Origin of the sequence: Pseudoalteromonas sp. KS88, assembly GCF_004766475.1 — a bacterium.
Lineage (GTDB): Bacteria > Pseudomonadota > Gammaproteobacteria > Enterobacterales > Alteromonadaceae > Pseudoalteromonas.
Window position 1 is genome coordinate 19,612 of record NZ_PYHV01000030.1, and the last position, 26,776, is coordinate 46,387.

A 26,776-nucleotide genomic window follows, 5' to 3' on the forward strand; every position below is an offset into this window, starting at 1 on the left:
TAAAACTAGACAGCCTAACAACCGACATAGGACAATCATAAGTGGCAAAAAATAAACCATTAATATCAATGCAAAGTTTTGGGATCTATACTCACTGGGATTCATCGTCAAAAGAGTTACCACAAATACAAACGTTCACGACTAAAATTCCCGCAAAGCTTGATATTGAGTTTGGCTATATTATCAATATAAAAAAAGCAAAGGGTGAAAAAGTGCACTTTTGTATACACCATCCAGAAATACCAGATGATGACGGTGTGCCGATGGCACCATTTGAAGGAATGCACTACATCAATAATAATGATTGGTACTTTTACCTTGGTGACACTTTATGGCAGCCTATCAGCAATAAAACAGGTAATTGGCGTATGACCATTGAATTAAACTCAAAAATTATTGCTGATAAAACATTTTCGGTTTTTGAAGAAGAGGCGATGTCAGAAGTTGAGTTTTGGCAAAAGCGGGGATACTAGAAACCTAAAAGTTACTGGCATTAAATTAGAGTGTTAAGCGTATGCTGCGGTATCACTTATCAAAAAAACTAACTATAGCTGGTGGATTTTCAACAAGTCTTTATTGTGAGTATTTAATATAACTTTGATGATTAAGCTGGCAGTGCCAGCTTAATCATTGGAATATTTTGTTAGCACCTAGCTAGTTACCCCAAGGGTTACTTGCGTTTGAGCGTTGTTTGCGTGTACGAGCGCGGTCTTTCGCTTCTTTTTTTGCCTGTATTCGCTTAGCATCACTAAAGCTTAGTTCGCACGGTTCACCTGGTTTGTGATCTTCTGGAATTACACGATCACGAGGTGGAAGCTGATACTGAACATCATCAGGTTTAGGTAAGTTTTTTAAACGGTAAAGGTAAAAGTTTTCTACTTTGTCTTGCGCCCATTGAGTCTTACGTAAAAATTTTACCGCAGACTTAAGGTCTGGATTATTTTTAAAGCAATTCAGCTGCAAATAAGCGTGTAATAATTCCCAGCCGTATTGATCAACTAGTTCAGATACAACCTGCTCAAGTTTAACGCCTTGCAACGGGTTATTACCGAATAATTCTTCGTTACTCATGGTCACTCTCATTTCAATTTCTAATATTGTAATTATAATTTTTTACTTTATCTATTGATAGTACATTCTACGTCGTAATGAGATATTTTACTTTTGTGTGCGTAATAGGTAATATTCTCGGGCGTAAATTGGCATGATGCCATGTTCATTGGATGATAGATTTAAGGAATAGTATATATGGGACTTTTTAATAAGATTAAAACACAAGCCACCTCAATTGGTTCAAACATAAGTGACTCAACATCTAAACTTAGCTCGGATATGAGTACTTCTTTAAAAGAAAATTCTAAACTCTCTGCAATACGCTCTGAGATTACCTCGATTGAAGGCCAGCTAAGCATAGGTTATCAAGACATTGGTAAAAAATATGTTGAAAACCTCATTCAAAACCAAGGTCAGAATGTTGAGACAGTATTGCAAGAATCATTGAATAGAGTTGAGCCTTTACTTGAAAAGAAAATCGAACTTGAAGATCAAGCTATCGAAATAGAAAAAAAATTGAAAGATCAAATTATCATTCAGGAAAAATCACTTTTTCAGAAAGAGTATGATCAAGAAAAAGAGAAACTTGAAAAAGCACTAAAGCTAGACGTTATTTCTGAAGATGAAATGGCTGAAAAATTAGCAAAAGCCCGTATGAAACTTGATAACTTTGATGAAATTCGTAAAGTTAAAAAGCAGCACGAAATGAACTTAATAACTAAAGATGAATTAAAAGATAAACTTGCGGCCTTAGGTGCATAATAAAACTATAACATATAGCCGTGAAATTAAATCACGGCTATTATTTCTACTATAAGTTAATTTTGGCAATTGACCACAACACGTCCTCTTACTTTACCTGCCATTAGCTCATCTGCAGATTTAATCACTTCATTTAAGCCTATTTCACTGCTTATGGTGTCTAGGTGTTCTGCGCTAACTAAAGAGCTAAGTCTATTCCATGCTTCTATTCGGTCAGCTTTAGGACGCATTACACTGTCAATGCCTATCAGCGAAACTCCGCGCAGAATAAAAGGGGCAACCGAAGCTGGTAAATCCATACCTTGAGCTAGACCACAGGCAGTTACAACACCGCCGTATTTTAAAGATGCGCAAATATTGGCGAGGGTATGACTACCCACAGAATCTATTGCAGCTGCAAAGCGCTCTTTAGCCAACGGTTTTCCCGGGCTTGAAAACTCGTCCCTATGAATGATTTGCTTAGCGCCAAGGTTTGTTAAATAGTCTGATTGCTCTGGGCGACCGGTTACTGCAACAACATTAAAACCTAGTTTATTGAGTAAATAAATAGCAAAGCTGCCAACACCGCCATTAGCACCTGTAACCAAAATATCACCTGATTCGGGTGTGATATTTTGTTTTTCAAGTGCAATAACACTAAGCATTGCTGTATAGCCTGCAGTGCCTATTTGCATCGTTTGTTTTGCTGTTAAGCCCGCTGGCTTGGGAATTAACCAATCAGCACTTAAACAGGCTTTTTGTGCAAGTCCGCCCCAATGTCTTTCACCTACACCAAAGCCATTTAAAATTACGGTGTCGCCAGGTTGAAAATCATCTGTTTTACAGCTGGATACTTCGCCTACTAGATCGATCCCCGGTACCATTGGGAAACTACGCACTACAGGGCCTTTGCCTGTTATCGCAAGGCCATCTTTATAATTAAGCGTACTGTATAATACATTGATGCTTACATCGTTATCAGGTAACGAGTTAGTTTCTATAGAGTCGAACTTAGCAGAGTAGGGAATCTCATCTGATTTATTGATAACAATAGCGTTGAATAAATTTTCCATTACTAATCCTTTTAGACCGATCGTCTTTTAATTGATAAATAAAAGCGCTACCTAAGGAGCGCACGTAAAAACATTTCTGTGTAAAGCATTAATGGCTGCGTATTTTTAACCAGTTTAGCGCGCATAACTGCGCCTTCCCAGCCAACCCAAAAAAATTCGCTCATTTGAGCTGCATCAATATGCTTACTGACTAACTTGTACTCTTGTGCACCTTCAATACACTGCTGCACTTGTAGTTGCCACTGTTGATAGCTATGTAATAGCTTAGTTTTAAATTCTTCAGATAAATGATTGAGCTCTTGGTTTAAATTACCAATTAAACAACCTCGACTAAAGTTATACTTTTGCATTCCTGCTGCGGCACTCTGAGTAAAATTTATTAACCTTTCTAAATGAGGGACGTCATCTTGCTTTAAGTATCGTTTTAATTTGGCAACAAAATAATCATTGTATGCGTCAATTACTGTTAAGCCAAAATCATCCTTACTTTTAAAGTAGTGATAAAAAGAGCCTTTAGGCACGCCTACTTTTTTTAAAATAGTGTCTATACCTGTGGCACTAAAGCCAAATTCGGTTAATGTTTCGAGCCCTGTCGTTATAAGTAGTGCTTTGGTATCTGCATTACTTCGAACGACCTTGGGTGGACGACCACGTCTTGGTGGATTTTGCTCATTTATTTGCATTGTTTATATTAGACCGATCGTATTTAAAAATACAAGTGTTTTGTACGACATTTGAGCATTTTTTTATTTCCGCTTAATAAAAATATAAAAGTGTGGATATTTATTGATTGCAATAAATTTGTCATAAATACAATTTAGTGATGAACTTTAGTTCGATAAAGGTAGTCGTATTTAATGCAGGAGTCTGCATGTTAGCGATTAGATAGTCGTAATTTTTTTATATAAATATTGAATGTATTTTAGTGGTTTGACCACTTTGCTTTTTTTAATGTTAATTCATTATCACATCAGCAGCTTAGTTAAAGTCAATTTATTTAATTGCTTTTATGATTTGAATTTAACAGTTTTATTAACTATTCATTACTTGTAGATGTCATAAACACTACACATTTATAAATATAAAAGGTGAGGATTTACCTATGAAGAGACAGAAAAGAGATCGGTTAGAAAGAGCTCATTCTCAAGGTTTTAAAGCAGGTTTGGCAGGACGTTCAAAAGATATTTGCCCTTATCAACAAGTTGACCCTAAATCAGAGTGGTTGGGTGGTTGGCGTGAAGCGATAGAAAATCGTAACATGTACAAAACATAATTTTATAAACGAATTTTAAGCAAAAACGCCCTCAATTGAGGGCGTTTCTGTTGTTACAGTCTAATAAAATTAGAATGCACTTGTATCTTGGAATAAGCCTACTTTTAAATCTTTTGCTTCATATATAACTCGGCCATCAACTTCAACCGTTCCATCAGCCATTCCCATAAATAATTTGCGCTTGATTACACGCTTCATATCTAAACGGTATGTTACTTTTTTAGCTGTTGGCAGAATTTGTCCTGTGAATTTCACTTCACCTACACCTAGTGCACGGCCTAAACCTGGACCACCAGACCAACCAAGGAAAAAACCGACAAGCTGCCACATTGCATCTAAGCCAAGGCAGCCAGGCATAACGGGGTCACCCTTGAAGTGACAATCGAAAAACCAAAGGCTTGGGTCAATATCGAGTTCTGCAACGATTTGACCTTTACCATGTTCGCCACCGTCATCAGTGATTGAGATGATACGATCCATCATTAACATGTTGTCACTTGGTAAACGGCAATTGCCTTCACCGAACATTTCACCTTGACCACATAGGATCAATTCTTCTTTTGTATAGCTATTTTTAGGTTCCATAACACTTTTTCGTCGCTTAGAAATTGCAGAGTACTTTAGCGTACACTTGTACGCCAAACAACTCTGAGCAGTTAAAAAAATAATATTTCTGCATGAAATATCACCGGTTAGGTAAAGAACATGCTAATTGTGCGATTAGAACGCGCAATTACGAGTAAAAATCATTATAATCACTTTGATTTTTTAACCATATTAAAGGAAGTTTATGATCCTTTTTGTTAACGCACTTACTGTAATTGATTTTTCTTACTTGTGTAATAAACGAGGCGCAGTTGGCGAAAGCTGGATTGTTGATTTAACGCTTCATGGCAAGCTTAATAAAGAGTCTATGGTTCTTGATTTTGGTCTTGTTAAAAAACAAATCAAAGGCATTATTGATGAATGTATAGATCATAAATTAGCATTACCTTCACAAATAAATGGTGAGGTTGTATCTCATGGAGATTACAAAACGCTTGATTGTACATTTGGTGATGAACATCATTTAGCGATGAGTGCACCTAATCAGGCATATTGTTTAATTGATTCTCCCGTAATTGATGAGCAAGCAGTAATAGATTTTTTAATTGCCACCATCATGCCACAGTTACCAAGTAATATTGATAAAATTGAAATCGAATTAAAACCTGAACATAGTAAAAGCTTTTATTATCATTACAGTCATGGACTTAAAAAGCATGATGGTAATTGTCAGCGTATTATACATGGCCATCGTTCTCAGCTAGGCGTCTCTTTAGATGGGATGGCAATGCCAAGTATTCAAAAGCAATGGGCAGACAAATGGCAAGATATATACTTAGCCACCGCTGAGGATCAAATTGACTCGTCACAATTAAAACATGTCCAAGCGAAAGAGTCAGACCTTTGTTTTGCGTATAGCGCAGCGCAAGGTTATTTTGAAATGGCAATAAGTAATGACCGTTGTGACATTTTACCAGTAGATACCACAGTTGAATGTATTGCGGCTTATTTAGCACAGCAGATTAAGGCTGAGTATGGTGAGTCTAACGTTAAGGTGACGGCTTATGAAGGGGTAGCTAAGGGGTCAATTTGTTATGCATAAGATGATTTTTGCCTTTGCACTAACGTCATTGAGCGTTTTTGTGCACAGCGTTGAACTCAAAGGTAACCTCACTCAAGGTGGTTTAGTCACAGGTAAGCTTGATGGCGTACAATCAGTCATTTTCAATGGTGAAAAGTTAAAAACAACTGCTGATGGAACGTTCGTTTTCGGCTTTGGTCGTGATTCTAAGCTAAATCATGAATTAACGTGGGTAGACAAAGCTGGTAAAACACATAAGCAATCATTGCTTATAACTAAACGCGACTACGATATTGATAAAATCACCGGTGTTGCTAAAAAATATGTATCTCCACCTAAAGAAGTCAGTGAGCGTATCAGTCGTGAAGCGGTTGCTGTTAGAAACGCCCGTAAAGTTGATTCAAACTTAACGTATTTTCTAGACCCTGTTTATAAACCAGCCCAAGGGCGTATTTCAGGTGTATATGGCAGTCAACGTTATTTTAATGGTGAGCCGCGTCGTCCTCACTTTGGTCTAGACATTGCCAATAAAACGGGTAGCCCTGTGTATGCACCCGTTGGTGGAACGGTCGTTTTTGCAGATAATAATTTATATTATTCTGGTGGAACACTCATTCTAGATCACGGACACAGCGTCACCTCAACCTATATTCATTTAAGTAAGTTAGATGTAAAAGTAGGCGATAAGATAAAACGTGGCGACAAAATTGCTGAAATAGGTGCTACTGGACGCGTAACTGGCCCACATTTAGATTGGCGATTTAACTGGAAGGGCGAGCGCTTAGATCCCGCACTTATGATGATAGACACCTTAGCGAAGAAAAAGTAGAGAACATGACAACAGAAGTTAATCGCGATGAAATCATTGCACAACGAATAGTAGAATCAACTACCTCTGTGACAAAAACCGTTTTTCCAGGTCGCACAAATCACCACAATACATTGTTTGGTGGTGATGCTTTAGCTTGGATGGATGAAGTTGCCTTTATTGCAGCAACACGCTTTTGCCGTAAACCCTTAGTGACTATTTCCTCTGATAGAGTTGATTTTAAAGAGGCAATTCCTGCAGGCACGTTTGCAGAGCTTATCTCTAAAGTAGTGCATGTTGGTAATACTAGTTTACGTGTTGATGTAGAAATTTTTCTTGAAACAATGCACAAAGATGACAAACATTCTGCCATCACTGGTAGCTTTACCTTTGTTGCTGTTGATGACAATCACAGGCCAACACCGGTAGTTTGCGATAAAATGATTTACGGTTTTTAATTGTAAACTAATAAATAGCACTCATAGTAAGTGCTATTTTTAGATAATTAAAAGAACACATCATACTTTAATTAAAATAATAATAAACGTAGCATTAAGTTTATTAACTAAAAAAGGGTAAGCAAATAAAAGAGAGGCTCTATTAAATTAGCTATAACACCATGGCTGCTATCCAACCAAATGCAAGCAAAGGGAGGTTAAAGTGTATAAAGGTAGGCACAACCGAGTCCCAAATATGGTCGTGTTGGCCGTCTGCATTTAAACCTGAGGTTGGGCCTAATGTAGAATCTGAAGCAGGGGAGCCTGCATCGCCTAAAGCACCTGCAGTACCAACAAGAGCAGCCGTTGCCATAACAGAAAAGTTTAACTCCAAACACAATGGGACAAAAAGGGTGGCTATTATTGGCACGGTTGAAAAAGAACTACCAATTCCCATAGTTATCATTAAGCCGACCAATAAAATTAATGCTGCTGCCAAAGGTTGATTACCTTCTATAACCCCAGCGGCACTTTGCACTAAGGACGCAACATCACCTGTGGCTTTCATTACAGAGGCAAAACCTTGAGCTGCGATCATAATAAAGCCAATCATTGCCATCATAGCAACCCCTTTACTAAATACGTCGTTATTTTGCTCCCATTTAACAATGCCAAATAAGCTAAAAATCATCACACCAACAAGGCCCCCCAATATCATCGAGCCACTTACATTCTGAGCGATTAAAGATGTTATTACGGCAGTTATTCCAACAAGCAAAACCTTTTTGGGTTGCTGCACAGTGACGTCGATTGTCTGCTCTTCTAAATCATTTGTTTTATAAGTGCGGCGTTTTCTGTAGCTAATAAATACCGCAATCAAAAGCCCGATAAACATGCCAATTGCAGGTATTATCATTGCCATGGGGACTTGCGTATTTATAATTTCTAGCCCATTTTCAACTAAATTTTTATGTAATATTGAATACAAATAAATTCCGCCAAACCCATAGGGTAGCACCATATAAGATGTTGCAAGACCAAACGTTAAAATACACGCTATGGCTCGGCGGTCTAATCGCAGCTTATTAAACACAATTAATAATGGTGGGATCAAAATTGGTATAAAAGCAATATGCACCGGGATAAGGTTTTGTGAAGATATAGCACATATTAATATTATTGATAATATAAAGTAGCTAAGCGCACTTTCGCCTTTATTTGAAGTGTTCACTTGCGATAATAGTTTTGCAGCAAGGATTCTGGTGAGGCCAGACTTTGAAATCGCAACAGCAAATGCTCCCAGCATGGCATAACTAAGGGCAATCTCTGCGCCGCCGGATAAACCCGCATTAAATGCATTCAATGTTTCTGTTAAGCCAAGTCCTGCACTTAATCCAGCAACCAATGCGCTAAGTGTCATAGCAACAATAACATTTACACGGGCCAGCGTTAGCCCAAGCATTAATAAAACACCGATTACAACTGCGTTCATAAAGATCTCTTAGCTTTTGTTTTAATTGATTTTACCAGATCATAGCTGTGTTTTTTACGTTGCTGCGTGAATTCATCACCTTTATATCGTACATCGCTGTATAACTGAGCAAACTGCAGGAAAAGTGAGCCTTTCTCAGCAAAATGCTCACTCGCTAAATTGAGATAGTGCAGTGGAGTTTGACTAGCCGTGTGATCAAACCCATTTTTAGCGCACCATAACTGAATCTCTTTATAATGCTTTACTAGCAAATGCTCATCTATTTTTGTTTTTTTAGGCCAATTTAAATAAACAAAATAACTAATAAAAATAATGACGATAGATAAAATAACAAATAAAGAAATTTTCCATAGCTGGCTGTTACCAAATAAGCGTTTCAAAAATGAACTTTGCTTTTGTTGATCGAAACCAAGCACCCAATTGGTCCATTTGTAATCTAGGTTTTCTAAGTTTAAACGTAACCAATTAAAGCCAGGTATTTGATTGAACCTCAATAAACTAAAATCTAAGTTATTTGTAAACTCATTATTAAGTGATTGCATCTGTGAAAGTGAACCATTCAAACGTTCAGGTGAAACAACGGCGGTTGCATCAAAAATTTGCCAACCTTTATCCTTTATATACACTTCAACCCATGCATGAGCATCATACTGATAAACACTTAAATACTCATCTTGCTTATTTAATTCTCCACCCAAATACCCGGATACAACTCTGGCAGGAATACCTACAGTTCTAAACATAAACGCCGCTGCACTGGCATAGTGGCCACAAAAACCTCGTTTATTATTAAACATAAATTCATCAATAGTATTATTGCCTGTCATAGGTTCTGGAGTAAGGGTGTAGGCAAAACCCTTATTTAAAAAGTGTTCTGTTAAGGCGGTTACAAATGCGCTATCGCTGTTATTTTTTTCATATAAAGACAACGCTAACTGCTGAGATTGCACATTATATTGTTCAGAGTTTGCAAGCGTTAAGTTTTGATAATGGTTAATTCTATCTAATTGAGGAGCATTTAAGGGCGAACTTTTTACGTCGTAATTTATATTGTTACTTAAGTAGCGCTTGCGTATAAGCAAACCTTGCTCTGTATTTTTAACATCAGAATTTGGTGAATATGCTTGCCCTATGCCATATAGCCAAGGCTGTGAGGAGGGCTCAGCAATAATCGTGTATTGTGAATTAAATTGGCCCGTATTGCTTACCGGCTTTTTAATACGTTGTTGGCTCTTCAAAAAGTCCGATACTAACCAGGTGTGCCCATCAAATTTATCATGGATTATAGCTCGCCAGTAGTACGGTGGCGCAGGTGGGTTGTTTTTACTTAATTTAGCCCTAAAAACAAGCTCGTCTGAACGAGAAAGTTTTGCTATATCAAAAGGATTAACGCTTTCTGACAAGCCCGTTTTAGCAAGCTTAGGCCCTGGTAATTGCCAAAAGGCAGGTAGTTTTGGTAAAAATAGCAATAAAAATACAGCCACCGGTAAAGCGAGCAATAACATTTTACCACTTTGCTTCGATGCAATTTTTAAACTATGTTTACTTTCAATAAGTGCTAGCGCGGCAAAATTAAATACATACAAAGCGCTCACAGATAATGTCGCCATGATCGACTGCGAAAATAGATAGACTGTTGATAAACTAAAAAAACTCAGTAAAACAATAGTTTGATAATTTTTTTTGGTTTTGGCTTGCAGCAACTTAAACAAACTAGACAAAATAAGCATGGCAACAAACAAAGTCACTGTATCACCAAATCCAATTTCGTAAAGTAACAACACAAGAGAAAAGCCGGCCAGAATATTTGCATATAATGTGCTAGGTTTTGGCTTATTCATTATAGTGATTGTAAAATTCCAAACACATAAAATGGCCAATAATGCTGAAAAAACAGGAGTCAGCTCAGACATTAAAAATAATACAACTATGCCATAAATTATTGATAAGCTAATATTTATTGATTTTTCATTATGATGTTTTTGCATCTTGGCTCTCAGTGCTCGAGTTAAAACGACTCAATGCAATTAAACATGCAGTAAAGTGTTCACGACCTTTAGCCATGGAATAAAGCTGATTATTTAATTTAAGTGCAAAAGCATGATCGTGCAAATGAGCTTGGGTGATCAAATAGCTTAATTGACTTAGTCTTGCTTCGGCATTACCTTGTAATTGAGAATAGTCGTATATCATTGGTGTAGAAGCATAATTAACAAAATCTTTTACCATAAGCTGCTGTGTTTTTGCATAATGTTTCCACGATACTCTTTGTAAACCCATACCATGTTGATGATCAACCAAACTATCAAATTCATCAATTCCATTGCCACGTTTTAAATCGCCATCAGTGTTATTACCATCAACCATCAAGTTATTATTTTTATGCGGATTAATTTGCTTAGGATATACAAAAACGGTTTCTTCGATTTGCATGTAACTCCAAACAGAAACCAAACCAAACGGGTACTGACTCAGTAATTTTATTCTTTCTAACGGATAACGTCCTCTGCTTTCGTAAGGTAATGAAACTGTTATGTCTGTCTTGTGTTTTATGTTATCTAGGTTATGCAATAATTTTTTTTGATAAATAAATTGGAGTGACTGACATAATTTTTCTGTTGAAATATCAAAAACTAAGCGTGGTGAAATAGGGGAGTAGTCATTATTTTTTGATTTAAACTTTACAGTTACACCCTTCACATTGGAGTAACCAATTAATATAGCCAATATCAAAACAACTAACATTAAATAAGCCATAGCCAAAATTAAGTTGTTTTGATAATTAATCCCTAATATAAAATTTAAAACGCAGACAAATAAAAAACTACAGCCCATTTTTGAAGGTAAAACATAAATCGTATTATGTTTTAGAGTCAGTGTATTGCCGGTATGTTTATTTTTTAGCAGTTTTCTAAATAGTGCCTTTTTAAAGTTAGCAAATAAAAAGCCACTGTGTTTGTCCTTTAACCTCTTTGCAAATAGCATATTCTACAAAGGCACAGGAACAGCGTTTAATAACTGTTTTATTTGTAATTCGCTTGTTTGTTCATCAATTCCTAATCGATGAGCAGTCACACTTTTAAAAACAGTTTGTACATCATCGGGAGCGACAAAGTCTCTACCTTCTATATAGGCCCAAGCTTGTGCAGCTTTACCCAATGCTATGCTGGCTCTAGGTGACAACGGATTAGCAAAAACGCCGCTTTGGCGAGTATAAGACACCAGCTCAATAATGTAATCAATGATAGGATCAGAAATAGTCAATTTTAAAATTTCAGATTGTATATCAATTAGTTGAGAAGAGTTCATGCGTTTAGGAAGCGATTCATAATCACGATTATTAACACCTAAAATAAGCTTTCTTTCTGCTTCTTTTGGTGGAAAGCCTAAACTTATCCGCATCATAAATCGATCTAATTGTGACTCTGGTAAAGGGTAAGTGCCTGATTGATATAAAGGGTTTTGTGTAGCAATGACAAAAAATGGTATTGGCAGGGGGTATATATCACCATCCATCGATACTTGTTTTTCTTCCATTGCCTCTAACAATGCACTTTGTGTTTTTGGCCCAGCACGGTTAATTTCATCTGCTAACACGACTTGACTAAAAACCGGTCCTTTATGAAATGTGAAAGTGTGCTCATTTGAATTAAAAATACTGGCGCCTAAAATATCTGATGGCAGTAAATCACTGGTAAATTGAACTCGCTGATAAGATAACCCTAAAACAGATGCAAGTGCATGAGATAATGTAGTTTTTCCCATCCCAGGTAAATCTTCAATCAATAAGTGTCCTTGACTAAATAAGCATGTTAAAGCGAGTTTAATTTGTGTTTTTTTACCAAAAATTACCTGTGATAAATCATCAATTATTTCTGTGACTGTAGAATGCATAGTAACCTTAAAAATGTTCGACTATTTCTAATCGTTTCATTACAGTATCAACTTTTTTTGCGTTGAATGGCTTAGCAATAAAACCTTTAGCGCCGAGCTCCCAAGTATTTTGTACATTCTCTAAACTATTATGTCCGGAGCACATTACAACATGGGTGTGTGGGTAATTATCATTTAAAAATTCGAGAATTTCAGTACCATCGGTATCCGGTAACTCTATATCGAGAAAAATGACATTAGGGGATTTTTCTTTGATTAATGATTTTGCAGATTCAAAATCACGGCTTTCCAAAATATCTTCAAAGCCTAACTCAGTTAAGATTTGATTTAAGTAGTCACGAATATCTTGAACATCATCAATAATCAAAATAGGTTCGAGTGGGCGCACAAATTCCATGTTGTTTACTTCTTGTGATACAGCTTAAATTGTAGTTTTAATACTATGCTAAGCGATAATGAAGCTCAAGAAAGATACCGTAATAAAACCAACTATTTGAAATAAATCATTATAATGTCCGATACCGTCTAGTATTGGACATAAGGAGATTGATCACAGGTATAAAGCAGGTTTGTTGTGTGGCTATTTATAATAACCTATAATTTATATTATGTTAAATAAGATAAATTAATAACCATAGCGATTAATCGCACCTATTGTACAAAGTAAAAATATGAATAAATCAGCTACCTGCAAAATATTGCTAAAAGTTTATTAACCTCTTCGCTTATTTCATGTTTTTTAATAACGCCTGCAAACTTCGTTAAACAATATCTATTGTTAATTATACCGACCATCATACCCGTTTTGTTTTCAAGTAATGCGTGAACACTAAAACTGCCAAGTCCGATTGCAAGCATTCGGTCACTCGCTGTTGGGTTTCCGCCACGTTGAAGATGACCTAGTTTTGTTAATCGTAAATCAATATTTGGGTTTACTGATTTAATTTTCTCACACACTTCTTGTGTTCCTACCTCATCTCCTTCAGCAACAACAACAATTAATGCATGATCACTGTGAAAATCATCGAGGTTATTTAAAAGGCTTTCAATATCATTTCGGCTTTCAGGAATTAAAATTGAATCTGCGCCAGATGTTAAACCAGAATATGCGGCAATGTATCCTGAATCTCTGCCCATAACTTCAATAACAAAAACGCGATTATGTGATTCTGCTGTATCACGTATTTTATCAATACACTGCATTGATGTATTTACAGCTGTATCAAACCCCAAGGTAAAATCTGTACCCGCTAAATCATTATCAATTGTGCCTGGAATGCCGATTAATTGGATATTACTCTTTTGAGCTAACCACAAAGCACCTTTAAAACTTCCATCGCCGCCGATAATAATCAGTGCATCTATTTTATTTTTATTGATAGTATTTATTGCACAAGCACGTCCTTGCTCCGTTTTAAAAACATCACAGCGAGCGGTTCTTAAAATTGTGCCACCTAAATGCATTGAAGACTGTAAAGTTTGAATATCCAGAGAGATTAAATCATTACTGATCAACCCTTCATAACCTTTTTTGATACCGCTAACTTTTATATTATAGTGCTGAGCAGTTTTAACTACACCGTATAAAGCAGCGTTCATACCTGGCGCATCGCCGCCAGAGGTTAAAATACCGATGTGATTTATCATAAAATGATCCACGCTGTTAAAGTGAGTATCATTTATTTTAGATGAGATTTAACATTGAATGTAAAAAATCAATGCTACAATTGATCTCGATAAAACTATCATCAGATAAAGACAACAATCTAACTTAATTTATTGCTAACAAGTCATTATGTTCTTTGCTCTCCAACCTTTCATTAAATTGCTCCTTTGTATGCCAAAGATCTTCGCTAGATAAACTGATATATAACATCGGAGTCGACTGTTCTTGAGCCAGTGACTTGAGCTTTTCATACTCACGCATATTTATGACTTGATCATCAAAAAATGTTTTTGTCTGATTGTTAAATCTGGGGTTGTTGTATGCATCCATTTGCCAAATTATAGATTGATAGATGCTGCTGGATATTTCACCCATATTCTTATTCGTTTGAAGTACTTTATATTCTGAATAGATAAAGCTACTCAAAACCCCTATTCCAATCAAAGACACAGTTGTTAAAGCCGTCATTAATTTCATGGTCATCTCCTTATCCCATTACTTAAGTAGTCATTAAATTTTCAAAAACTCATGCTTTGCTCAAGCACTTTAATGAGTATAAGTGTTTTAAATGAATGTGACCTTTATTAGGACAATTTAGGTCAATGCACGACTTAATTAATGAGTATTAATTAAGTCTATTAGGCTGTTGAAATGATTTAACAGCCTATTTAACATAACTTATAGAGGCGATTTTTAATGAAGTGCAGCCGTGAATGGAATCTTTTTACATATATCAGCTTCGGCGATGAGAATTTCTTCTAAACGAAGGTCTACCTGCGTCTTGTCAAAATATTCATATGCCAACTCAACAAATAAATTTTTGTGTTTTTCTTCTGATTTAGCAATTGCAACATAGAATTCTTTTTCTTTACCGGCAGGTAATGCTTGTGCCACAAGAGAGAAACGCTCATGTCCCCTAGCCTCTATTACTGCGCCAACAAGTAGTCTATCCATTAAGAACTCGTCACGTCCGTTTCTAAAAACAGCACGAATTTGCTTAACGTACGGATCTTTTTGGTCATTACCTAAATTAACGTCGCGATCAATTAGCAACTTAAGCACCTGTTTAAAATGTATCATTTCTTCCAGGGCCAAATCTGTCATCGCTTTAACAAGTTTACGGCGATCTGGGTAATGCGATAACATAGACATAGCCATGCCTGATGCTTTTTTTTCAGCGGCAGCATGGTCTTGTAAAAAGGTATCAAAATCAGCTAGTACAGCCTCAGTCCATGAAAACGGAGTGTGGTATTTTAATTCAAACATTGTTTAACTTACTTTAAATTCAATGACGCAATTTTACCGTAATCAAGCGATAAAATCTTGTAACAGCGAAAAGTTAATATATAACCTTATCTATTTTTCCATTTGCAGTAGAAGCAACTTTAAGTGGGTGTTTAATATTATTCCAAGCAGTTACTTTGCCGCCAATGTTCATCTTTTCAAAGTTACTTAAACCTTCTGGAAACTCACAGTCTAAAAACATACATAAGCGTTCAAAACTCGTGTTTTTACTAATATCAATTGATAGAAAATCTGCTGGTCTATGCTCAAAGTAACGTTTAGCTTTTTTAAAATGTAAAGAATACTGCTGTTCTAAATATGCATCGGATGCAATGTTATCAATAGTTAAGTTATTAAAAGTATATAAATAACAACGTTTTATATGAGGGTTGAACCCACCATCGAGTCGGGTTAGATTATTAAACATTCTTTGTAATAATTGACGTATTGACGGGATCCACAACTCAATTTCTCGCTCTAAATAAATGAACTTTGAATGTGGGAACCTTTTATCTAAAACTTCAAAATCATTAAAAACTGGTGTATCAGCTATAACTTCAGCACTCTTAAAACATTGTTTTGTATAAGCTGTATGGGCAGTTTTGTAGCCCAGTTCTAAAAATGCATTGCATACACTGGTGGTGCCCGTTCTAGGTAGGCCTATTATGAAAATACGGTTACGATTCATATTATTGGATGGGGGTTTTTATTGAATTAGGGTCAAACCACAATTTACTGTTATCAAGTGGCGTTAACGCTGACATATGACTATTTGTTAGTGGAATAATTGTTTTTTGACCAAGATTTGCATTGATAATGGCTTCGGTAAAATAACGATTAAAAAGCTCGTCAAATTTACCATTTTCATGCATTCGCTTTAATCCAATCGAAATAGCTTTGTGGATGTCTGGGCGACTAGGGTTAACAAAATAATAGATTGCCGCAGGGTACTTTATTGCTATATTAGGAACTACTGTTATATCAGTATCAGCCTCAAGCTGTTTTAGCTCCCATCCAGTTTCTAAAATTGAGCGTGGAAATGCATCCCCTCGCCCTTTATGTAACATGCTAAACAAAGCCTCGTAACTTGTTGAAGTTGATACTTCAAAACCATTGTCCGTCAAAACGGTAGTATCAGGCCAATCATGACCTTGGATAAAATCAAGTTCAGAGAGTTCAGCTACGTCACTAATATTTGCAAATTTTATGAGCTTATCTTTTGTTGTTAATAATAAACGCAGCCCATATAACCCTTTATATATGGGTATTCTAACTGGCAGTAAGTCGCTTTCTCGCTCAATACTTGTCATAGACCAAGCAACATTAACTAATTGCCCTTCAACCAACTCTTTTAAAGAGCGACTTTGTACCATGTTAACCGATTCTTGTAATGTGTGTTCGTATCCACTGTGTTCAAGAGCAAATTTTAATAGGACTAATGGGTACCAACTCTCTTTTTCATAATCTCGTTCAGGTTTTGGGTAATACACGTCTAACCGAGATGACTTTTCTGCGATCGACTCTGTACCGTAGACGTCTACCGGGCCCCAAAGCAGAGCTATAGCAATACAAAAAGACCAGGATTTCATATTAAAAGAACCGATTTAGCAGCAAGAAAAATGCAGATAGCGCTAGTACAGCAAATGTCGATATCATACCTATTACACGTAGTTTGAAGGTGCCATCGTTTAACGCAATGCTGTGACAAATACGTCCAAAAACCAATAATCCACCCAAAGCATGGCAGTAATGACTACTCAACCCTTGAAATTCAGCTAAAAATATTAAAATAAGCGCAAAAGGTACATACTCAATAAAATTTCCATGGGCACGAGTTGCCCTTATCAATGATTCATTGTTATCTGTTCCTAAAGAGATTTTATTCGCTTTTCGGACTTTGACAACGTTCATACTAAGGTGAATATACATGACTGCTAAGACAGCTGCGTAAAAAGAGATTATCACAATTTAATTCCAAGTATTTTTTTCTATGATAGCACAAGATCACTTTTTAAATAGCCAGCAACAAACTAGTTTTTTATGTTACCTTGTTGATAAAACAGGTCAAAAGGAAAAGTATGTTCACACCACGTAAAATTGCCAACACATATAGAGAAATGATTAATAGTATAGGCTTTTACCCATCTGTTTTATCAGTTAGTTTTCTGATTTTAGCGACTATAACAGTATCAATTGAATACACGTCACCCATCTCACAGTTAAAAGAACAGATAAACGTACTGTTAGTTGATAGTGAAGAAAATGCGAGAACTATTCTAAGCACACTTGCAGGCAGTGTTATCTCTTTAACGGTGTTTAGCTTTTCAATGGTAATGGTCGTGTTAAATACTGCTAGTGCGAATTTATCGCCGCGTGTTATACCCGGTCTTATTACTAAAAAATCACATCAACTGGTACTTGGCTTTTACCTAGGTAGCATTATTTACGCAATTATTATGCTAATTAATATTAAGCAGATGGAAAATTATGTTGCGATACCCTCTCTAGGTGTCCTTATTTCACTCATTTTCGGCTTAATTTCCTTGGGTCTTTTTGTTTACTTTATTCATTCAATTTCAAAGGCTATTCAAGTTGATAATGTTCTGAATGATTTGTTTAAACACACTAAAAAAGAGATCACAGGTGTTATTGATCGCCAGAAGTCGCATCCAATTCAAGAATTTCCTGAGTTTGAATCATGGCACTCGATCGAAAGTGCAACAGAGGGTTATTTTAAAGGGGTTAACTCACAAAGACTATGTGAAATCCTCGCTCAAGAAAAACTTAAAATTTATGTTGTTGTTAATCAAGGCTATTTCACTGTTAAAGGCTACCCTTTCTTGAAGTGTGATACCGATTTATCAGACAAACCTGAGTTAGTTGAAAAGCTTCTAAACTGCTTTATTTTTTATATCGAAGAATACATTAGCGATCACTACCGCTATGGTTTGACCCAAATATCTGAGATTGCAGTAAAAGCGATGAGCCCAGGTATAAACGATCCTGGCACAGCAGTAAAAGCTATTGATATGTTGAGCATTTTATTGATTGAAAGGTTGAAAATCAGCGATATAAACTACTCATTCAAACACGCAAATAAATATCCGCTTCTTTATCTTCATGAAACATCGTTTGAAGAATTACTTCATGATAATTTTACGCCGCTGCGTAACTATGCAAAATCAGATGCCTATGTTATGACGAACATACTTGAAGCATTCAAAAATATTTTGTTTACAACACATGAAAATGAACAGGCCACAGTTAATTTATTTAATTATTTAGCGGCAATAGTTGACGACATAAACGAACAAACGTCAAACCAATATGATAGAAATGAAGTAATAAATATGCTCAAATCAATACAAAGAATTTCACCAAATAAGGGTGAAATTCTATTAAAAAGATTTACTGATAAGGGCTAAAACTTAGCCACGGTGAGATACGTATTTCTTGCCGTGGCGTATCGTTTAATTTTCTATTAAATAAATTGCGTAACTAGATGCAGAAATTGTAATTTCTCCCGCATGATATGAGTCAGGGACTACGCGTCCAGATTCACTATCTGCTAGCATAGCCATCTTTGCTCTTGCGTAAGGCTGTACACTGGTATCCATCGGACTCATTGAGGCACTGTACAATCCCTTTATATCTACACCATAATCACTAGCAAACTCTTTAGCTGCTTGGCGGGCATCTTCTATTGCTAACTTTTGTGCTTGCTGGTGTAGTTCATTATATTTACTTGATACAAATTGCGTGTTGTTAATTTGGTTTATACCTTCGTTAACTAAGCTTTGTAACAGCGTTGGGTATTTATCAATTGAATCGAGCTTAATTGTTATGTTACGCGATACTCTAAAACCAACAAATTCTTGAGCATTTGTTTGCCGATTATACTTGGTTTCACGGTATATATTTATCTGCCCTGCATTGATATCTTTATCTAAAGCGCCAGCATTTTTAGCAAGCTTAATTGCTTTTGCCATCGTTTTATCTGCTTTATTTTTTGCGGCTATTAAGTCTTTATCGATTTCTACAATACCGACATTTAGCAATACAGTGTCAGCTGCCGTGGTAATTTCTGCTTGGCCCTGAATATAAATATGTGGCGCGCTTGGGGTACTATCAGCAAACACATTAAAAGTAGCTGCAGCAAGTAAAGGTAATAAATAACGCATAACATTCCTTAATAATTAAATTCCATCTATTAGATAACGTACGCGGTTAATTGAAAATGAACAAGCAAAAAAAACAGACCGAAGTCTGTTTTAATAATCAATACACACAAATTTAGTTACTTACACGTTTATAATTACGGTATTTAGGTAACCAATAATTTTTATCAATTGCTGCCCATAACATGTCATCACTTATCTCAAGTGCAACACCTTCTTCAATTGCCTTTTTTGCTACCCCAAATGCAATACGTTTACTTAAAGTTTCAATTTCAGTTAACGCAGGTAATAAGCTGCCTTCACCGGTATTCGCTCGTGGTGAAGATTCTGCTAATATTTCACTTGAAACCATCAGCATTGCATCAGTAATTCTGGTCGCCTTTGCAGCAATAACACCTAAACCAATGCCTGGGAAAATATAACTGTTATTACACTGTGGGATTGGGAACGTCTCACCGTTATAGACAACCGGCGAGAATGGACTACCTGTCGCCACAAGTGCTTTACCATCAGTCCATTTAATTACGTCCTCTGGTAATGCCTCTACTTGTTTAGACGGATTACTTAACGGAAAGATAATCGGCTGTGAACAATTGCTATGCATCGCACGAACAACCTGTTCGGTAAATAAACCTGGCTGACCAGACACACCTATTAAAATATCAGGTTGAGCACAGTGCATAACATCTAATAATGATGCAAATTCACCGCTGTAAGTCCATTGTGCTAAATCATCGGTTTGTTGAGCCAAGGCTTGTTGGAAGTCACGGAGTCCTTGCATTCCTTGGGTTAGTAAGCCAAAACGGTCTACCATAAAAATTTGGCTTCTTGCTTGAGTATCCGTAATCCCCTCAGAAACCATTTGGCTAATGATTTGTTCAGCGATACCACATCCTGCAGAGCCTGCACCAACGAACACCACTTTTTGCTCTGATAATTTTTCACCTTTAACACGACATGCTGCAAGTAAAGACCCTACAGTAATAGACGCGGTGCCTTGTATATCATCATTAAAGCTGCAAATCTCATTGCGATAGCGTTTAAGTAAAGGCATCGCATTAGGTTGTGCAAAGTCTTCAAATTGTAAAAGCACATTTGGCCAACGGCGTTTAACCGCTTTAATAAATAGATCTAAGAATTCATCATATTCATCTTGAGCAATACGTTTATGGCGTGCACCCATGTACATTGGATCATTTAATAGTTTTTCGTTATTGGTGCCTACATCTAGCATTACTGGTAATGTATATGCGGGGCTTATCCCACCACATGCAGTGTAAAGAGACAATTTACCAATCGGAATACCCATACCACCAATACCTTGGTCGCCAAGGCCTAAAATACGTTCACCATCGGTAACAACAATAACCTTCACTTTACCTTTAGTCGCATTACGAAGAATATCGTCTATTTGATAGCGGTCTTCATATGATATGAATAAACCACGTGCACTTCGATAGATATCTGAGAACTTTTCACAGGCATCACCTACCGTTGGGGTATAAATAATTGGCAACATCTCTTCAAGATGATCTCGCACTAAGCGGTAATACAAGGTTTCGTTATTATCTTGTATTGCACGTAAATAAATATGCTTGTTTAGATTATCAGTAAAACTCGAATACTGTTGATAACAACGCTCAACTTGTTCTTCAATAGTTTCATAGCGCGGCGGCAACAAACCAGCTAGGTTAAAACTTTCCCGTTCTTTTTGAGAAAATGCACTACCTTTATTTAATAGAGGAGTTTCGATCAAGCCTGGGCCTGAGTGATGGATATAAAGATAATTTGGATCGGTATTTGTAGTCATAATTCCAAGCTTAGCGATGTCTTTTAAATTTGATCTGTCATTATTAGGCATGAATAAAAAAAAGCAATGAGATTCAACCTTGTCAGACCATTCACAATGAGAAAAAGCGCAATGAAACATCGCGCTCTATATACCCAAACCACCTCAAGATGCAGAATTCAGCGTTTCACAGGGGCTTAATATCAAGGCGTTACTTTGCAAGAATGGCATTCCCTTTTAATAAGTAACAACGATGAGAGTAAGTTCCTGTGAAGCGCCCCAAGGGTTGGTTTAAAAGCGATTTATACTGCGTTATTGATTTTAACAAGGGAACAACCATTATTTGCAATCAATGCCTTGCCTAAATCACTTTTAACTCCAACGACGCTCGCATCTTGAGTTGGTTTGGGCATAGTATATTGTACATTATCTCAAGAATACGATTAAGGGTTATTCGTCAGATTTAGATGCTTTAATTGCAATATCTTTATCCCCTAACGCAATACCTTCCCGGCGAGGATCGGCTGCACCATATAAAGCACCATTTATTAGTTCAACTGCGTGTAAACCCGAGTTCAAGTCTCTTATATGAACAGTATGTCCACGCTTAGTAAGTGATGCTTCGAGCTTTTCTATAGGCATATTTTTTTCTAAGGTCGTATAACGATTACGGTTTGTTACACGCCCAAGATTAATGGCTTCTTGAGCAGTTAAATTCCAATCTAAAACACCAACAAGCACATGCGCAACATAGTTAATAATACGGCTACCACCAGGGGACCCCACCACTAAACGCAAACTTCCATCTTTGTTAAACACCATAACTGGAGACATAGAGCTGCGCGGGCGTTTTCCTGCTTCAACTCGATTGGCTAGTAATTTGCCATCTTTTTTGGGCGATAACGCAAAATCGGTGAGTTGGTTGTTTAAAATATAGCCGTTAACCATAACCGTTGAGCCAAATGCCATTTCAATTGAACTGGTCATTGAAACCGCATTGCCTGCGCTATCTACAATTGACACATGTGTAGTTGAAGGCAATTCATAGGCATCGTCTTGCGCATAAGCTAACTTTTCCACAGGCTCTCCAGCAACCGCTGGCGTGTCTTTTTCAGTGATGAGTGCACTGCGTTGCCTTATATAGTCTGCCTTAAGGAGTTCTTGAGTAGGAATATATGCAAAGTCTGGGTCGCCCATGTACACATTACGGTCAGCAAATGCCAAGCGTGATGCTTGCGTAAAATAATGAATTGATTGTTCTGAATTTGGCTCATACTGCGCTAGGTTTTTATCTTCTAATAAAGCCAGTATTTGAATTACAGCAACCCCACCACTGCTAGGTGGAGCCATCGAACAAACTGTATACTCATGATAAGGCGCACATACTGCATCCCGCTGAACACTTTTGTAATTTTTCAAATCATTTATTGATAAAGTACCGGGTGCTATTTTACTAGTTTGAACCGCTTTCACCATTTGCTTAGCATTATCACCTTTATAAAATGCATCAATACCATTGGCCGCAATAGCTTTATAGATATCGGCCAGAGGCTGATTCTTTTTAATAGTACCAATTGCAAGGGGTTCATCATTAATAAAAAAGTAATCACGAATAACATCAAGCTCAGTGACGCCAGGATTAAAACGCTTGGCTAAGAGTTTATGTAATCTTGGTGATACTTCAAAACCTTGCTCTGCTAGTTGAATAGCTGGTTTAAACAGTTCTGACCAAGGAAGCTTACCGTATTGTTCATGAGCGTTAGCAAAAGCATGAAGCACACCAGGTACGCCCACTGATCGCCCACCAACGACTGCTTCAATCCATTTAACCGCCTTACCATGTTTATCTAAAAAAAGTGTCTCATCTGCATTTTCTGGTGCTGTTTCACGGCCATCAAAACTTGTTAATGTATTTGTTTTGTGGTCAAAATACATCATAAATGTCCCCCCACCAATACCAGAGGATTGCGGCTCGACCAAGGTTAAAACTAATTGTGTTGCGATTGCGGCATCTACCGCACTACCGCCTTTCGCTAATATTGATTGACCTGCTTTTACGGCATATGGATTAGCTGCAGCCACCATGAACTGCTCACCTGAGACCTGTTGTTTTGCATAGTGGCCTGTTGCCGCTTCAGGCTCACGTGTTTCACGCTCTGTTGCACTGTTGGCTAAGGTAGGAATTAAAACGCTTGCAGCCAAAATGGCTGATTTTGAAAACTTAAATAACATAAAATAGCTTTATTACACCTAGATAATTGGCATCTTAAAATTAAACGGGCACAATATGCAAAAGAATGCTGTAAAAATAAGAATAAAATGCTCAATTTACCTATTCAACCCCGTTACATTATCCCCCCGCTTTGCTTAATGGCATTTAGTACGTTACTCGCACTGTTAGATTTAAATGGTTTACTCGAATTTAACCGTGAGTTAATTGATAAAGGCCAACTATGGCGATTAGTAACAAGTCAGTATATCCATGCTAACCTGGCTCATTTAACTTTGAACTGTGTCGGTATTTTACTTATTTGGTTACTCCACGCAGAGCACACAACCCCTAAAACGTATGCTATTCATACTTTAATACTGGCAATATGGTGTGGTTTAGGCATTTATATATTTTGCCCTGATATATACATATACACAGGACTAAGTGCATTACTGCATGGAGTTATAGTATGGGGAGCAATAAAAGATATTTGCGTTGGAATGAAAACGGGCAGCCTGTTATTTGTGGGTATTTGGCTAAAAATAGCGCATGAGCAATACGCAGGTCCAAGTGAACAAGTTGGACAATTAATTGCCTCTAAAGTGGCTATAGATGCGCATTTAATTGGTGCCGTTGGGGGAATTTTTTTAGCTATCCCGCTGATTATTAAAATGTTAAAAAAAACGCCAAACTAAGTTTGGCGTTTTTTTATTTCTTAAGAAACTAAAGTGTTTCTTTAAACAACTTATAAATTCGACGATATTCATCTAACCAGCTTGAAGGCTGAACAAAGCCATGCGGTTCAACAGGGAAAATAGCCGTTTCAAAGTTTTCTTTCTCAAGCTCAATCAGGCGCTGTACCAAACGAACTGAATCTTGGAAAAACACGTTATCATCAACCATAGGTGCATTGATCAACAAGTGATTCTTTAACCCTTCAGCAAAGTAAATTGGTGAACTTCTTTCATACGCAATAGGATCGACATCTGGGTGGTTTAAGATATTAGACGTGTAAGGCGCGTTGTAATGTGCCCAATCAGTTACAGGACGAAGTGCAGCACCAGATTGAAATAAATCAGGCTCTGTAAATAATGCCATAAATGTCATAAAACCGCCGTACGAGCCACCATAAGTGCCCACTGCACCGGTATCAACATTGGCATTTTTAGCCATCCAGCTAACACCATCTACTAAATCTTGTGTCTCTGGAGTCCCCATTTGGCGATAAATCGCTGTACGCCAGTCACGTCCATAGCCTTTTGAGGCGCGATAATCCATGTCCATTACAACATAACCTTCAGAAGCTAATAGTGAATGGAACATAAACTCGCGGAAGTATCCAGACCAACCCATATGAGAATTCTGTAAATAACCAGCTCCGTGATTGAATATAACGGCTTTACGATTTTTCCCACTCTCGCCTTCAACGTAATCAGCAGGGTAATATACTTTAGCGTAAATTGGTTGCTCAGTGTGGCTCGAAGGAACCGCGACAATCTTAGGTGCAATTAATTGTTTTGCTAAAAACTCATCAGACACTGTATTGGTCAGCTGTGTTGCGTTAGCATTTGCAGTGGCGTCTGCTACAAACAGTTCCGGCGGCGCCATAATCTTAGAGTGAGTTAATAAAAGCTTTGATTCATCAGGACTAAGTTGATAATCCGTCATGCCATCTAGGTCAGTGATCTGCTCTGATTGTGCTGTTTGAGGATCAACGCGATAAATTTCATAAAGACCCGGATGCTCAACGTTTGCCTTATAGTAAATAGCACTGTTATCAGCGGTAAGTGTTAAGTTAGAGACAACAAACTGACCCTTGGTAAGTTGGGTTGCTTTACCATTTAATGGTTTTTTATAAATGTGGCTGTAACCAGATTCTTCTGAAAGATAATAAAGCGTGTCTAAGTTATTTAACCAGCCAAAATCATTGTAGGTGTAGTTAACCCATGCATCATCATGTAAACGATGCTGAGAAACAAGTTCATTGTTTTCAAAATCAACTGATGCAATCCAGCGGTCTTTGTTATCCCACGCTTCAAGCATGATGGCTACTTGAGAACCATTGTGGTTCCATTCTATTGCACTTTGCGACCAGCCCCAGTCCATGATTAGATTAATTGCACGAGGTTCTTTTTTCGACTCGTATGTTTTACCATCACGCGCGTAGTTTTCTTCTTTTACAGCTGCAAGTACGTCTTCATCAAAGCCTGGTAACGTATCAAAAGCTAGCGTGTTTTGAGTTTGCGTTGCTAAATCAATATAAATCACTTCAGATGTTTGCGGTTTAGAATCAGCAACTCGGCGGCGCACTTTTTCAGCTTTTACACCCGCGTTATCTGTAATGTAATTAGGCATGATATCTGCGTCTTCACGCCATGCACGGTCTTCAGTCACAACGGCAATCAATGCTTTACCATTGGGTGACAGTTGCACATCAGCAATACGGTTGCCTTTACCTAAATAAAACTGTGAATTAGCAATACTTGCATTTTGCTTATTCAACTGCTCTTTGCGTGTTTGTTTATCAAGTTTGTTTTTATGCGTTAACGCTATATAGTCAATAAGTTTATGTTGCTCTTTGGCTATGTAAGTACTTGGCTCTTTAACGCCAGATGGTTTATCTGAAAGGTGCAGATTAACAAGCTCAACACGTTTACCTGTCGTTAAATCAACCTTAAAAAAAGCATTAGCTTGACGAAATGCAAGTGACCCGTCAGTTAAAAACTGAGGGTTAGATTGCCTAGCACTATCATGGGTGATCTGAGTAATAACATCTGACTTAACATTTTTTACGAAGATATTACCTTCAAAAACATAGCTTTGCAGTGATTTATCAGCAGAGTACACTGCATTTTTAGCACCTAATGAATGCAATTGAGAAAGCGCAACTTGGCTAGCTTGTTGAGCGTTAATCGCTTGGGTGTATAAATCGCGTAACGTATTGCCTTGTTGCTTTTGAGCAAAGACAATATTTTTTGAATCCGCGGCCCAAAAAGCACGCTCTGGCTGGCGACCTAACCAATCCGGATGCGCCATGGCTTGCTCTAGTGTTATTTGGCTTGTACCTGTATCACTGGGTGTTGCTACAACACTTACCACAGGCGATTTAGAGGCTGGTGCTGATGGTGTAGAGGCCGTCGTTTGACAACCGCTAAGCATAAAGCTTGATGCAATTGCCAACGCGATTAACGTTTTATTTGCTGTTTTTACAATCATGGTGCTTCTTGAGGATTATTATAATTACCCTAA

General features: G+C 37.2%; 27 protein-coding genes. 8 read left to right on the forward strand and 19 right to left on the reverse strand.

Annotated features, from left to right (window positions below):
• Positions 1 to 41: 41 nt before the first annotated feature.
• Positions 42 to 473: a DUF3859 domain-containing protein gene (locus C7Y70_RS17735; RefSeq protein WP_180270379.1), complete on the forward strand. Its 432-nt coding sequence runs from the start codon at positions 42 to 44 to the stop codon at positions 471 to 473.
• A gap of 181 nt (positions 474 to 654) precedes the next feature.
• Here C7Y70_RS17735 and C7Y70_RS17740 read toward each other — a convergent pair whose 3' ends face one another.
• Complete coding sequence (locus tag C7Y70_RS17740; RefSeq protein ID WP_099293799.1) at positions 655 to 1,071, reverse strand: VF530 family DNA-binding protein; 417 nt, start codon at positions 1,069 to 1,071, stop codon at positions 655 to 657.
• A 177-nt stretch (positions 1,072 to 1,248) separates the two neighbouring features.
• On the opposite strand from C7Y70_RS17740, the gene C7Y70_RS17745 reads away from it, so the two are divergent.
• Entirely contained in the window at positions 1,249 to 1,815 is a 567-nt protein-coding gene (locus tag C7Y70_RS17745) for a hypothetical protein (RefSeq protein WP_135476219.1), read from the forward strand.
• A gap of 56 nt (positions 1,816 to 1,871) precedes the next feature.
• Here the strand turns inward: C7Y70_RS17745 and C7Y70_RS17750 are convergent, their stop codons facing one another.
• Positions 1,872 to 2,867 (reverse strand): MDR family oxidoreductase, encoded by a 996-nt coding sequence (locus C7Y70_RS17750; protein ID WP_135476221.1) that lies wholly within the window; start codon positions 2,865 to 2,867, stop codon positions 1,872 to 1,874.
• A 47-nt stretch (positions 2,868 to 2,914) separates the two neighbouring features.
• Entirely contained in the window at positions 2,915 to 3,550 is a 636-nt protein-coding gene (locus C7Y70_RS17755) for a TetR/AcrR family transcriptional regulator (protein WP_135476223.1), read from the reverse strand.
• Between the two features lie 419 nt (positions 3,551 to 3,969).
• Here C7Y70_RS17755 and rmf point away from each other — a divergent pair, with 419 nt between their 5' ends.
• Positions 3,970 to 4,140 carry a ribosome modulation factor gene (gene rmf, locus C7Y70_RS17760; RefSeq protein WP_058558798.1) on the forward strand — a complete coding sequence of 57 codons (171 nt, stop codon included), beginning with the start codon at positions 3,970 to 3,972 and terminating at the stop codon, positions 4,138 to 4,140.
• 69 nt (positions 4,141 to 4,209) lie between these two features.
• Here rmf and fabA read toward each other — a convergent pair whose 3' ends face one another.
• Entirely contained in the window at positions 4,210 to 4,725 is a 516-nt protein-coding gene (gene fabA, locus C7Y70_RS17765) for a bifunctional 3-hydroxydecanoyl-ACP dehydratase/trans-2-decenoyl-ACP isomerase (protein ID WP_099293783.1), read from the reverse strand.
• 205 nt (positions 4,726 to 4,930) lie between these two features.
• On the opposite strand from fabA, the gene C7Y70_RS17770 reads away from it, so the two are divergent.
• From C7Y70_RS17770 to C7Y70_RS17780, 3 genes are read left to right on the forward strand one after another with little or no spacing between them, the layout of a single operon-like run.
• Positions 4,931 to 5,788 (forward strand): 6-carboxytetrahydropterin synthase, encoded by an 858-nt coding sequence (locus C7Y70_RS17770; RefSeq protein ID WP_135476225.1) that lies wholly within the window; start codon positions 4,931 to 4,933, stop codon positions 5,786 to 5,788.
• Positions 5,781 to 6,596, forward strand: coding sequence for a M23 family metallopeptidase (locus C7Y70_RS17775; protein ID WP_135476227.1), 816 nt, complete (start codon positions 5,781 to 5,783; stop codon positions 6,594 to 6,596). The genes C7Y70_RS17770 and C7Y70_RS17775 overlap by 8 nt, the downstream gene beginning before the upstream one ends.
• A 5-nt stretch (positions 6,597 to 6,601) precedes the next feature.
• Positions 6,602 to 7,033 carry an acyl-CoA thioesterase gene (locus C7Y70_RS17780; RefSeq protein WP_135476229.1) on the forward strand — a complete coding sequence of 144 codons (432 nt, stop codon included), beginning with the start codon at positions 6,602 to 6,604 and terminating at the stop codon, positions 7,031 to 7,033.
• Positions 7,034 to 7,184: 151 nt separating this feature from the next.
• Here the strand turns inward: C7Y70_RS17780 and C7Y70_RS17785 are convergent, their stop codons facing one another.
• The 11 genes from C7Y70_RS17785 to C7Y70_RS17835 all read right to left on the reverse strand — a co-directional run bounded on the left by C7Y70_RS17785 (position 7,185) and on the right by C7Y70_RS17835 (position 17,313).
• Positions 7,185 to 8,504: a Na+/H+ antiporter NhaC family protein gene (locus C7Y70_RS17785; RefSeq protein WP_099293766.1), complete on the reverse strand. Its 1,320-nt coding sequence runs from the start codon at positions 8,502 to 8,504 to the stop codon at positions 7,185 to 7,187.
• On the reverse strand, positions 8,501 to 10,492 hold the full coding sequence (locus C7Y70_RS17790) for a DUF3488 and transglutaminase-like domain-containing protein (RefSeq protein ID WP_135476231.1): 1,992 nt from the start codon (positions 10,490 to 10,492) through the stop codon (positions 8,501 to 8,503). Before C7Y70_RS17790 ends, C7Y70_RS17785 begins: the two co-directional genes overlap by 4 nt.
• Positions 10,476 to 11,249 (reverse strand): DUF58 domain-containing protein, encoded by a 774-nt coding sequence (locus C7Y70_RS17795; RefSeq protein WP_167850846.1) that lies wholly within the window; start codon positions 11,247 to 11,249, stop codon positions 10,476 to 10,478. The genes C7Y70_RS17790 and C7Y70_RS17795 overlap by 17 nt, the downstream gene beginning before the upstream one ends.
• Before the next feature lie 243 nt (positions 11,250 to 11,492).
• Positions 11,493 to 12,398 carry a MoxR family ATPase gene (locus C7Y70_RS17800; RefSeq protein ID WP_135476234.1) on the reverse strand — a complete coding sequence of 302 codons (906 nt, stop codon included), beginning with the start codon at positions 12,396 to 12,398 and terminating at the stop codon, positions 11,493 to 11,495.
• Between the two features lie 7 nt (positions 12,399 to 12,405).
• Positions 12,406 to 12,795 (reverse strand): response regulator, encoded by a 390-nt coding sequence (locus tag C7Y70_RS17805; protein WP_099293759.1) that lies wholly within the window; start codon positions 12,793 to 12,795, stop codon positions 12,406 to 12,408.
• Between the two features lie 287 nt (positions 12,796 to 13,082).
• Entirely contained in the window at positions 13,083 to 14,045 is a 963-nt protein-coding gene (locus tag C7Y70_RS17810; RefSeq protein ID WP_135476236.1) for an ATP-dependent 6-phosphofructokinase, read from the reverse strand.
• A 124-nt stretch (positions 14,046 to 14,169) separates the two neighbouring features.
• Positions 14,170 to 14,541, reverse strand: a complete 372-nt coding sequence (locus C7Y70_RS17815; RefSeq protein ID WP_135476238.1) for a hypothetical protein — start codon at positions 14,539 to 14,541, stop codon at positions 14,170 to 14,172.
• A gap of 216 nt (positions 14,542 to 14,757) precedes the next feature.
• Positions 14,758 to 15,330, reverse strand: coding sequence for a tRNA-(ms[2]io[6]A)-hydroxylase (locus C7Y70_RS17820; RefSeq protein WP_135476240.1), 573 nt, complete (start codon positions 15,328 to 15,330; stop codon positions 14,758 to 14,760).
• A gap of 73 nt (positions 15,331 to 15,403) precedes the next feature.
• Positions 15,404 to 16,036, reverse strand: coding sequence for a sulfotransferase (locus tag C7Y70_RS17825; protein ID WP_135476242.1), 633 nt, complete (start codon positions 16,034 to 16,036; stop codon positions 15,404 to 15,406).
• A 1-nt stretch (position 16,037) separates the two neighbouring features.
• Positions 16,038 to 16,937, reverse strand: coding sequence for a transporter substrate-binding domain-containing protein (locus tag C7Y70_RS17830; protein ID WP_135476244.1), 900 nt, complete (start codon positions 16,935 to 16,937; stop codon positions 16,038 to 16,040).
• A gap of 1 nt (position 16,938) precedes the next feature.
• Entirely contained in the window at positions 16,939 to 17,313 is a 375-nt protein-coding gene (locus C7Y70_RS17835; protein WP_099293747.1) for an MAPEG family protein, read from the reverse strand.
• 113 nt (positions 17,314 to 17,426) lie between these two features.
• On the opposite strand from C7Y70_RS17835, the gene C7Y70_RS17840 reads away from it, so the two are divergent.
• A complete protein-coding gene (locus C7Y70_RS17840; protein ID WP_099293745.1) occupies positions 17,427 to 18,773 on the forward strand; it encodes a DUF2254 domain-containing protein in 1,347 nt (448 codons plus the stop codon).
• A gap of 45 nt (positions 18,774 to 18,818) precedes the next feature.
• On the opposite strand, the gene C7Y70_RS17845 is transcribed toward C7Y70_RS17840, so the two are convergent.
• The 3 genes from C7Y70_RS17845 to ggt all read right to left on the reverse strand — a co-directional run bounded on the left by C7Y70_RS17845 (position 18,819) and on the right by ggt (position 23,547).
• Positions 18,819 to 19,529, reverse strand: a complete 711-nt coding sequence (locus C7Y70_RS17845) for an SIMPL domain-containing protein (RefSeq protein WP_099293743.1) — start codon at positions 19,527 to 19,529, stop codon at positions 18,819 to 18,821.
• Between the two features lie 112 nt (positions 19,530 to 19,641).
• Complete coding sequence (locus tag C7Y70_RS17850) at positions 19,642 to 21,336, reverse strand: NAD-dependent malic enzyme (protein ID WP_135476246.1); 1,695 nt, start codon at positions 21,334 to 21,336, stop codon at positions 19,642 to 19,644.
• 429 nt (positions 21,337 to 21,765) lie between these two features.
• Complete coding sequence (gene ggt, locus C7Y70_RS17855; protein ID WP_135476248.1) at positions 21,766 to 23,547, reverse strand: gamma-glutamyltransferase; 1,782 nt, start codon at positions 23,545 to 23,547, stop codon at positions 21,766 to 21,768.
• An 87-nt stretch (positions 23,548 to 23,634) separates the two neighbouring features.
• On the opposite strand from ggt, the gene rrtA reads away from it, so the two are divergent.
• The gene (gene rrtA, locus C7Y70_RS17860) at positions 23,635 to 24,222 is read left to right on the forward strand and encodes a rhombosortase (RefSeq protein ID WP_135476250.1); all 588 of its coding nucleotides are present in this window, start codon (positions 23,635 to 23,637) and stop codon (positions 24,220 to 24,222) included.
• A 28-nt stretch (positions 24,223 to 24,250) separates the two neighbouring features.
• Here rrtA and C7Y70_RS17865 read toward each other — a convergent pair whose 3' ends face one another.
• Positions 24,251 to 26,743: a prolyl oligopeptidase family serine peptidase gene (locus C7Y70_RS17865; RefSeq protein WP_135476252.1), complete on the reverse strand. Its 2,493-nt coding sequence runs from the start codon at positions 26,741 to 26,743 to the stop codon at positions 24,251 to 24,253.
• Positions 26,744 to 26,776 lie beyond the last annotated feature (33 nt).